We start from the raw sequence: 10470 nt of genomic DNA on the forward strand, positions 1-10470 counted from the left end.
ACCGTTTTATTGCGTAAAATAAAGTTGCCATCTGAAACAGCATCAATACGTTCATTTTCACAAAAAATAATCCCTGCAGGTCGAAGATCTGTAACTGTTTGAGCAGTCTTTCCTACGAGGTGCGAGCGGTTATCATGAGAATTGTAACCTGACTCAGAATTAGTTGAATCTTTTAAGATAACCTTATCCAAAAACGGAATCTTTCTGTTGAAAATCTTCACTAATATCACCCATTCTACAATCGTTAAAATCAAGGCAACGATAACATTCGCAAGCATAAATAGCAAATTATCACCGAGCGTTGTTATGCTTATAGTTATCAGTATCATGCCAATAATACCAATTACTGCACCAACTACAAATAATTCAATTACAACTAATATAACGCCAATTGAGAATATTAAGATAGAATGCATATTGACATTTCCTTGGATTAGAAATCCCAAAAATAAAATAAGTAATGATAATATGGCGATAATACCAGCTGCATTGATTTTTTTAGAGTAAAGTTGATATACAAATCCTAAGAATGTCAAACAGGTTAATATTAACGTAAAAATAGGTTGAACAATTATATTACTAACTTGTTCAACCCAAGTATCTCCAGCCGTTGATTCCAAGATAATTGTCATTTGTAAAAAATTATTATAACTCACAATTTCACCTCGCCCTCACATTAATTATACATGAAATTGAATATACTTTATAGTTATAAGAACCTATAGAATATCAATTTGATTATTTATAAACTATATAACTTTTTTTAATTAAAAATTGACAACAAAAAAACATCACATATTAGTGTAAGACACTAACTTGTGATGTTTGTTTTATATAATTAATATTCGTGTTGAGGGAGTCAACAGAGGTATTAATTATTTGAATTTACGTTTACGTGCAGCTTCTGATTTCTTTTTACGTTTTACGCTTGGTTTTTCGTAAAATTCACGTTTACGTACTTCTTGGATTGTTCCACTTTTAGAAACTGAACGTTTAAATCTACGTAACGCATCTTCAAGTGATTCATTTTTACGTACTACTGTTTTAGACATCTGTATTTCCCTCCCTCCAAATATCAACGGAACTTTATAGTCAATTGCACAGTAAAACTATGCATTTATAAGTATAATATATCTGTAATTTATGGTCAATTAGTAAATTGTTTTTTATTTGAAACATATTTCACATCAAAATCACAAAGACTTTTAGATTTTGTTCTAAAAATCTCTTAATAATTTATTTAATGAGAAGAGTTGCTTATATAGTAAATTGTGAAGCCGTTAAAACAACGTTACAAAACCTATATCTTTAATACGGAACCTTATGGTATGAATCAAGGAATACTTAAACTAAAACTTCTCTATCAGATTTATTTGTTGCGAAATCAACAACTTTAATTGCTTGCCCTTCATTTAATGGATAATTTGCTTGCGTAATTTTAACTTTTACAATTTGACCTATGAGTGATTCGTCACCTTCAAATTGTACTTTCATATAATTATCTGCATATCCAACTAATGTACCTTCTGTGTCACCCTGTTCCTCAGGAATTACTTCAAGCACATCTTGATCAAATTTAGACGCATATAACTTTCCGAGTTGATTGCTTAGCGTAATTAACTTATGCACGCGTTCATTTTTAATTTCTTCATCAATTTGGTCATCCATTCTTGCAGCTGGCGTGCCAATTCTAGGAGAATAAGGGAAAACATGCAGTTCAGAGAACTTATGCTTTACGATAAAATCATATGTTTCTTGGAACTCTGCTTCAGTTTCACCTGGGAAACCAACAATTACATCACTCGTAACTGCCAAGTCTGGTAAAGCTTTATGCAATTTTGTTAATCGTTCTGAAAATCTATCCATTGTATACTTACGTCTCATACGTTTTAATACTGTATCTGAACCAGATTGTAATGGAATATGCAAATGACGCACAACTTTTGTTGAACGTTCTAAAACGTCAATTACTTCATCTGTAAGTTGACTTGCTTCAATTGAAGAAATTCGAATTCGTTCTAATCCATTAATCGTTTCAAGATCACATAATAATTGGGCCAAGTTATAATCTTTTAAATCTTGACCATATCCACCTGTATGAATTCCCGTCAATACAATTTCCTTATATCCTGAATTCACTAGTTGCGTCGCTTGTTCAACTACTTTTTCCGGATCTCTTGAACGCATTAAGCCACGAGCCCATGGAATAATACAGAATGTGCAGAAGTTGTTACAACCTTCTTGAATTTTTAATGACGCACGTGTTCTATCTGTAAAATATGGAACATCTAATTCTTCATATTTACGATTTTTCATGATATTTCCAACACCATTAATTGGTTGGCGTTCTTTACGGAATTCATCAATGTAACCTAATAGTTTATGTCTATCTTGTGTACCAACTACTACATCGACACCAGGAATTTCCATAATTTCAGCTGATGAAGTTTGCGCATAACAACCTGTTACACAGATTACAGCATCAGGATTTTGTCTTATTGCACGTCTAATTATTTGACGACTTTTTTTATCACCTGTATTCGTTACTGTACAAGTATTAATAACAAATACATCAGCATTCGCTTCAAAGTCAACGCGCTCATAGTTTGCTTCTTTAAATAATTGCCAGATTGCTTCAGTTTCATAATGGTTTACTTTACAACCTAATGTGTGAAACGCAACTGTTGACATAAATATTCACCCCATTAATTCTTTTTCATAACTTATTGCACTTAACGCATACAATGGCGCAGTTTCTGCCCGTAAAATTCTCGGTCCAAGACCAACAACTGTACTAGTATTACTAAATAATGAAATTTCATTTTCTGACAAACCACCCTCAGGACCAAAAATCATCAACACTTTATCCTGAGCCTTGAATTGTTGTAAAGTTTGCTTGAAATTGCTTAACTCACCATCTTTTGCTTCCTCTTCATATGCAATAAGAATATAGTCATAATTATCAATAGTATCACAAATTAATTTTAAATTCGACTCGAATTGAATAGATGGAATCACTAAACGATAGCTTTGTTCAGCAGCTTCTTTAATTATTTTTTGCCAACGCTCTATCTTTTTGACAACTTTCGCCTCGTTTAATTTAACAATTGAGCGTTCCATGCTCACAGCTATAAATGATGAAGCACCCAATTCAGTAGCTTTTTGTAGCAACCACTCATATTTGTCAGCTTTAATTAGTCCACTGCAAATCGTAACATCAACTGGCAATTCTGTATTAATATTTTGTTTTTCTTTTAAATCAACTGCAATTTTATCACTTGTTATGTCAGCAATTTCACATAAATAAACTGTTTGATCATTAAAAGTTAAAATAATTTTACTACCAACATCATATCTCATTACATTTGTTATATGATGAATATCTTCTTTTTTTGTAATAAAAAAACGCTGACTTACATCAGCGTTTTGGTCTATGAAATAACGTTGCACATTATTCACTCACTTTCTGGCCAACAAGACAAACCCAACCATTGTCATGTTGTTCTGAAATAATTTTAAAACCTACACGCTCCATATGTGACTGTATACCTTCATACTTCTCTTTTATAATACCAGAAGTAATAAAATAACCGCCTTCATTTAGAGTATTATAAGCATCTTCAATCATTTCATCAATAATATGCGCTAAAATATTTGCTATTACAATATCAAATTTTTCTGTTTCGTCTTTCAATAAGTTACCTGGAACAGCTTCAATTAACGTTTCACAATGATTTCTTCTGAAGTTTTCTTTAGCTACACTCACTGCCATTTCATCAATATCCAACGCTTTAATACGTTTTACACCGATTAGATGACTTGCAATACTTAATATACCTGAGCCAGTACCAACATCAATTACTGAATGCTGTGGCAATACATATGTTTCTATTGCCTTCAAACACATACTTGTAGTCGGATGATCGCCTGTTCCAAAAGCCATACCTGGGTCGAGCTCAATACAAAGCTCTTCATCCGCTTCTTTAGCATATGTTTCCCAACTAGGAACTATTGTGAACTTCTTCGACGCTCGGAATGGATGGAAATAGTTTTTCCATTCATTTTCCCAATCCGTCTCTGCAATAATTTGCTCACTGAATTGAATGTTATGTTGATCAAGTTCATCTAAATTTAATAACTCATCTTTAATTTGCTGTCGCAACTTATCATCATAAGTCATTTCATTAAAATAGGCTTTCAATCTTACTCCCTTATCTGGATAATCCTCTTTTTTCAAAGCGTAAATTTCACCGTATTTATCTTCTGGTTGGTTAATTAAATCATCTGAATCTTCTATCACGACACCATTTGATCCATGATTTTCAAGTATATTGGTAGCCAATTCTACTGCTTCATGATTAATAATAATTGAAAGCTCTGTCCAGTTCATACTTTATTCTCCCTTAAAGAATCTTTTTGCTCTATCTTTAAAATTCGAAGGTTGTTCATTAATTTCTTCACCATTTAATTGGGCAAATTCTTTCATTAGTTCTTTTTGTCTATCTGTTAATTTAGTAGGCGTTACTACTTTAATATCAACATATAAATCTCCGTATCCATAGCCATGAACATTTTTTATACCCTTTTCTTTTAAGCGGAATTGCTTACCTGTTTGTGTACCAGCAGGGATTGTTAACATAACTTCATTATTTAATGTTGGTATTTTTATTTCATCGCCTAAAGCTGCTTGTGGGAAGCTAACATTTAATTTGTAATAAATATCATCACCATCACGTTTAAATGTTTCAGATGGTTTAACTCTAAATACTACGTATAAATCACCAGCAGGTCCTCCATTCACGCCTGGAGAGCCTTCACCAGCTAATCTAATTTGTTGTTCATTGTCGACACCTTCAGGTACTTTCACTTCTAATTTAACTGTTTTATTTTCAGTACCTTTTCCGTGACATGTTGGACAAGCTTCTTCAAATTCTTGACCACTTCCATTACATTTAGGACAAACTTGTTCAGTACGAACTCTACCTAAAATTGTGTTTTGTTCTACAGCTACATGACCAGCGCCATTACAGTAACTACAAGTCTTTTTACTTGTTCCAGGCTTTGCACCATCACCATGACATGTTTCGCATGTTACATCTTTACGGATTGAAATTTCTTTTGTTGTACCAAATACCGCTTCTTCAAATGTTAATGTCATTGTATACTGAAGATCATCACCTTTTTGCGGTGCATTTGGATCTCTTTGTCTGCCGCCACCGAAGAAAGAGCTAAAGATATCTTCAAAACCGCCGCCACCGAAGCCACTAAAACCGCCAAAGTCAGAGCCATTGAATCCTTGTCCACCAAAACCTTGTGGACCATCATGTCCAAATTGATCATAGCTTGCGCGTTTATTATCATCACTTAAAACTTCATAGGCTTCAGAAATTTCTTTAAACTTTTCATCTGCACCTTCTTCTTTGTTAATATCTGGATGATATTTTTTCGAAAGCTTTCGATACGCTTTTTTGATTTCATCTTTTGAAGCATCTTTACTAATGCCTAAAACTTCATAATAGTCTCTTTTGGCCACAGCTATCTCTCCTTTTCTTAATTAACTCATATAGTTTAACGTAATATGTCATACTATCCAAATAAAAAGCCAAAGCCAATGTTCTATTGACTTTGACTTTTCAGATCATGACAACATTCTAATTGTATTGTTTAATTATTTTTTGTCGTCGTCTTTTACTTCTTTAAATTCAGCATCTTCTACAGTACTATCGTTGTTTTGACCAGCATTTGCACCTTGTGCTTGTTGTTGCTGTTGAGCCGCTTGCTCATATACTTTTGCTGATAATTCTTGAATCACTTTTTCAAGTTCTTCTTTTTTAGATTTAATATCTTCTATATCTTGACCTTCTAAAGCAGTTTTAAGAGCGTCTTTTTTCTCTTCAGCAGATTTTTTATCTTCTTCACCAATATTTTCGCCTAAATCAGTTAAAGTTTTTTCAACTTGGAATACTAGACTGTCAGCTTCGTTTCTTAAGTCTACTTCTTCACGACGTTTTTTATCTGCTTCAGCGTTAACTTCAGCATCTTTTACCATACGGTCGATTTCTTCGTCTGATAATGAAGAACTTGATTGAATTGTAATTCTTTGTTCTTTATTTGTACCTAAGTCTTTTGCAGTTACATTTACAATACCGTTTTTATCGATATCAAACGTTACTTCAATTTGAGGTTTACCACGTTCAGCTGGTGGAATATCAGTCAATTGGAATCTACCAAGTGTTTTATTATCCGCAGCCATTGGACGTTCACCTTGTAATACGTGTACATCTACTGATGGTTGATTATCTACTGCTGTTGAATAGATTTGAGATTTAGATGTAGGAATCGTAGTGTTACGTTCAATTAACGTATTCATACGTCCACCTAAAATTTCAATACCTAAAGATAGTGGTGTTACGTCTAATAATACTACGTCTTTAACGTCACCTGTGATAACGCCACCTTGGATTGCAGCTCCCATTGCCACTACTTCGTCCGGGTTTACACCTTTGTTAGGTTCTTTACCGATTTCTTTTTTGACAGCTTCTTGTACTGCTGGAATACGAGTTGATCCACCAACTAAGATAACTTCATCGATATCTGAGTTTGTTAAGCCAGCGTCTTTCATTGCTTGGCGTGTAGGTTCCATTGTTCTTCTAATTAATGAATCTGATAATTCTTCAAATTTAGAACGAGTTAAGTTTACTTCTAAGTGTAATGGACCGTTTTCACCAGCTGAGATAAATGGTAATGAGATTTGAGTTTGTGATACACCTGATAAGTCTTTTTTAGCTTTTTCAGCAGCATCTTTCAAACGTTGTAATGCCATTTTATCTTGAGATAAGTCTACGCCATTTTCTTTTTTGAATTCTGCAACTAGGTAGTCAATAATTACTTGGTCAAAATCATCACCGCCAAGTTTGTTGTCACCGGCTGTTGATAGTACTTCGAATACACCGTCACCTAATTCTAGGATAGATACGTCAAATGTACCGCCACCTAAGTCAAAAACAAGAACTTTTTCATCTTTATCAGTTTTATCTAAACCATATGCTAATGCTGCAGCTGTTGGTTCATTAATGATACGCTCAACTTCTAAACCAGCAATTTTACCAGCATCTTTAGTTGCTTGACGTTCAGCGTCGTTAAAGTATGCAGGTACTGTAATTACAGCTTTGTCAACTTTCTCACCTAAATAGCTTTCAGCTGTATTTTTTAAGTTTTGTAAAATCATAGCTGAGATTTCTTGTGGTGTGTATGATTTACCTTCAATATCTACTTTATAATCAGTACCCATATGACGTTTAATAGATTGAACAGTGTTTGGGTTTGTAATAGCTTGACGTTTAGCTACTTCACCAACTTGAGTTTCTCCATTTTTGAAAGCTACAACAGATGGTGTTGTACGTGAACCTTCAGGGTTTTGAATTACTTTTGGCTCATCGCCTTCTAATACTGTTACACATGAATTTGTTGTACCTAAGTCTATACCAATAATTTTACTCATAATAAAATTCCTCCATTTAATCATTAAATTAATTTAATTTTAAACAATGTCTTTTCGCCAAATTTAAGTTATTGGTTTACTTTGACCATTGATGGTCTTAATACTCTATCTTTAAGCTTGTATCCTTTTTGTAGTTCTTGAGTGATTTCGCCAGATTCAAAATCAGGGTTATCATCTTGAACTACAGCTTGGTGAATATTTGGATCAAATGCTTCACCTTCAGTTTTAATAACTTCAAGACCATTATCTTTTAGTGCGTTAATCAAACTTTCATGCACCATTTGTACACCTTTTTGAAGAGATTTAAAAGTCTCATCATCACCTTCAATTTGAAGTGCACGTTCTATATTGTCTATTGCTGGTAAAATATCTGTTAACACACGTTGTGCTTGATATGTTTTATTTATTTCATTTTCTTTTTGAATTCTACGCTTATAATTTTCAAACTCAGCGTAGAGCCTTAAATATTTCTCTTCGTTTTCATCTGCTAATTGTTGAAGTTCATTAATTTTTTGATCTTTTGGATCTATTTCTTCAATAACATTCTCGTCAGACGTTTCTTCTATTGCTTCATCTTGTAAATGACCTTTACTTTCTTCAGCTTGTTCAACTGAATCATCAATATTTTGTTTGATGTTTGTTTCTTCAACTGTTGATTCAGTGTTTTTTTCAACTGATTCGTCTTTATTTGTCATTTTCTGTCCTCCAATACTTTCTAATCCATCATTACCAAATTCTATTTAATAATTGAATGACATTTTGATAATGCATAGCTGTAGGTCCAATCACAGCGATTTGACCTTTTAACGTTTCATCAAAATGATATTGACTTGTTACAATTGAAATATCACTTAAGCTGTCATCAATTTCATTACCAATTTTTACATTAATATTTGGTGAAGATATATCTTGTAATAATTCTGCAATTCTATTTGATTCTATATATTGTAGAATGGGCTGAATTGAAGATACATTACTTTCATTCAATGCATCAATAAGTTTAACCTTTCCACCCATATAAATGCTATTACTTTGATTAGAAATATGATTATTCATCGTATTTATCAATTTATTGATAAATATTTCTTCCTGCTCTGATTGAACAAAAGAGACAATATCATCTTGTAAATTCTGATTAAACTCAGTTAGTTTGTTAGTAACAAAATTTGATATTGTATTTAGTTTATCATTACTAAACGGTATGTCTGAAGCAAGATGTACATGCTCAACATGACCTGATGAAAATACGATAACCATTATAACTAAATTAGGATTAGCACGAATCAAATGTACATTATTGATAATATCTTGTTTATGATTAGGATGAACAACTAAAGTTGTATATTGAGATATATTTGATAATTCATCTGCAAAATATGTCAATGCTGATGATACATCATATTGATTCTCAACTAACAATTGATTTAATCGTCTTAATTTATTTGTTTTTTGATGAGATGTTTGTTCAAGTAAACGATTGACATAATACCTAAAACCTAATTGTGATGGCGAACGCCCTGAAGAACTATGTGTCTTTTCGATATAGTTTAAATCTTCAAGCTGTTTCATCTCATTTCTAATTGTAGCAGGACTAACATTCAAGTTATGTCGCTCAATTAGTGTTTTAGAACCAACGGGTTGTCCAAAATCAACATAATCCTCAACAATTGCGTTTAATATACTCAATTGCCTATCTGTAATCATGTTTTCACCTCATTAGCACTCACTTATCTCAAGTGCTAATTATAATTTATCAAATTGGTCAAAGTAAGTCAATGTTAAAGACTCGAAATTTCAATTTTTTTTAATCATTTATTAGGAAAGCTTCAAAAACCTCATTACCTATGACTTTCCCTCGCTTTGTTAGTGCAATCGCATCGTTCTTTTCTACAATTAATTCTTTCTCTTTTAAATTATTTATTGTTTGACCAAAGACACTTTCAATAGATTGGTCAAACTTCTTTTTGAACCTACTACTACTCACACCTTCATTTAAACGCAACCCAAGAAACATTTCTTCTTCCATTCTCTCAGTCAAAGAAGGTTTATTTGATACTAAAATTGCTTTACTTTCTTTATTTATAGCTTTGATATAATGATTCACTGGATTGATATTCGTATAACGCACACCATCTACATAACCACTTGCACCTGCTCCAAATCCATAATATTCCTCATTAAACCAGTAAACCTTATTATGTTCTGATTCATGGCCATCTAATGCAAAATTAGATATTTCGTATTGATGGAAAGGAGATTGTTCTATCTTAGACATCAACAACTGATACATGTCAGCACCTAAATCCTCATTAGGAAGTTTAAGCAACCCTTTTCTATACATATTATAAAATTGGGTTTTAGGTTCAAGTATTAAGCCGTAACTCGAAATATGTTGAATATCCATATCTAAAGCTAGATCTAAACTTTGTTCAAAATCTTCAATCGTCTGTTTCGGTAAATGATACATTAAATCTAAACTGATTGATTTAATACCTGCGTTTTTAGCATTTAACACCGAAGTGTAAATATCTTCAGTATTGTGCGTTCTACCTAAAACAGACAATAACTCCGGTTTGAATGTTTGAACGCCCATTGAAATTCTATTTACTCCATATTTCTCTAATAGTTGGACTTTCTCTTTAGTTAACTCATCAGGATTTGCTTCAAATGTATACTCGCCTGTGATTGTAAACGTATCACGTATTGCTTTAAGTAATCTTTCCAACTGATTAATAGAAAGGGCCGTTGGTGTGCCGCCACCTACATACATGGTCTTTAAGTTCCTATATTTTGCTGTAGACATTTCTGTTATTAGTGCATCTAAGTACTCATCTACAGGTTGATTCTGTATAAAATATTTATTGAAATCACAATATGTACATATTCTTACACAAAATGGAATATGTATATATGCACTTTGTACCGTCATTTTAATGCCCCGCTTCTCAGACTGTTTATCCAATCGGCTA

10 protein-coding genes are annotated in these 10470 nt (G+C 32.7%); all 10 read right to left on the reverse strand.

The window, feature by feature from the left end; all coding sequences use genetic code 11:
* Nucleotides 1-632 (reverse strand): NfeD family protein (locus IDG60_RS18040; RefSeq protein ID WP_206161024.1); only part of this gene is annotated, 632 nt, incomplete at its 3' end.
* Between the two features lie 243 nt (nt 633-875).
* Nucleotides 876-1052 (reverse strand): 30S ribosomal protein S21, encoded by a 177-nt coding sequence (rpsU, locus tag IDG60_RS18045; protein ID WP_000048060.1) that lies wholly within the window; start codon nt 1050-1052, stop codon nt 876-878.
* A 292-nt stretch (nt 1053-1344) separates the two neighbouring features.
* A complete protein-coding gene (gene mtaB, locus IDG60_RS18050; protein WP_000108663.1) occupies nt 1345-2691 on the reverse strand; it encodes a tRNA (N(6)-L-threonylcarbamoyladenosine(37)-C(2))-methylthiotransferase MtaB in 1347 nt (448 codons plus the stop codon).
* A gap of 6 nt (nt 2692-2697) precedes the next feature.
* A complete protein-coding gene (locus IDG60_RS18055; RefSeq protein WP_001190120.1) occupies nt 2698-3450 on the reverse strand; it encodes a 16S rRNA (uracil(1498)-N(3))-methyltransferase in 753 nt (250 codons plus the stop codon).
* Nucleotide 3451: 1 nt separating this feature from the next.
* The gene (prmA, locus tag IDG60_RS18060; RefSeq protein WP_001104607.1) at nt 3452-4390 is read right to left on the reverse strand and encodes a 50S ribosomal protein L11 methyltransferase; all 939 of its coding nucleotides are present in this window, start codon (nt 4388-4390) and stop codon (nt 3452-3454) included.
* A 3-nt stretch (nt 4391-4393) separates the two neighbouring features.
* Entirely contained in the window at nt 4394-5533 is a 1140-nt protein-coding gene (gene dnaJ, locus IDG60_RS18065) for a molecular chaperone DnaJ (protein ID WP_001119021.1), read from the reverse strand.
* Between the two features lie 135 nt (nt 5534-5668).
* Nucleotides 5669-7501 carry a molecular chaperone DnaK gene (gene dnaK / locus IDG60_RS18070; protein ID WP_000034716.1) on the reverse strand — a complete coding sequence of 611 codons (1833 nt, stop codon included), beginning with the start codon at nt 7499-7501 and terminating at the stop codon, nt 5669-5671.
* Nucleotides 7502-7569: 68 nt separating this feature from the next.
* Complete coding sequence (gene grpE, locus IDG60_RS18075; RefSeq protein WP_000182211.1) at nt 7570-8196, reverse strand: nucleotide exchange factor GrpE; 627 nt, start codon at nt 8194-8196, stop codon at nt 7570-7572.
* A 31-nt stretch (nt 8197-8227) separates the two neighbouring features.
* Complete coding sequence (hrcA, locus tag IDG60_RS18080) at nt 8228-9205, reverse strand: heat-inducible transcriptional repressor HrcA (protein ID WP_000627144.1); 978 nt, start codon at nt 9203-9205, stop codon at nt 8228-8230.
* Nucleotides 9206-9305: 100 nt separating this feature from the next.
* Nucleotides 9306-10430 carry a radical SAM family heme chaperone HemW gene (gene hemW / locus IDG60_RS18085; protein ID WP_000218103.1) on the reverse strand — a complete coding sequence of 375 codons (1125 nt, stop codon included), beginning with the start codon at nt 10428-10430 and terminating at the stop codon, nt 9306-9308.
* Nucleotides 10431-10470: the final 40 nt, after the last annotated feature.

The organism is Staphylococcus sp. EG-SA-2 (assembly GCF_017152085.1).

Excerpts from the sequence above, each read along its gene's own strand:
- hrcA (WP_000627144.1), bottom strand. The coding sequence starts at position 9,205 with ATGATTACAGATAGGCAATTGAGTATATTAAACGCAATTGTTGAGGAT.
- mtaB (WP_000108663.1), bottom strand. The coding sequence starts at position 2,691 with ATGTCAACAGTTGCGTTTCACACATTAGGTTGTAAAGTAAACCATTAT.
- prmA (WP_001104607.1), bottom strand. The coding sequence starts at position 4,390 with ATGAACTGGACAGAGCTTTCAATTATTATTAATCATGAAGCAGTAGAA.
- rpsU (WP_000048060.1), bottom strand. The coding sequence starts at position 1,052 with ATGTCTAAAACAGTAGTACGTAAAAATGAATCACTTGAAGATGCGTTA.
- grpE (WP_000182211.1), bottom strand. The coding sequence starts at position 8,196 with ATGACAAATAAAGACGAATCAGTTGAAAAAAACACTGAATCAACAGTT.
- hemW (WP_000218103.1), bottom strand. The coding sequence starts at position 10,430 with ATGACGGTACAAAGTGCATATATACATATTCCATTTTGTGTAAGAATA.
- dnaK (WP_000034716.1), bottom strand. The coding sequence starts at position 7,501 with ATGAGTAAAATTATTGGTATAGACTTAGGTACAACAAATTCATGTGTA.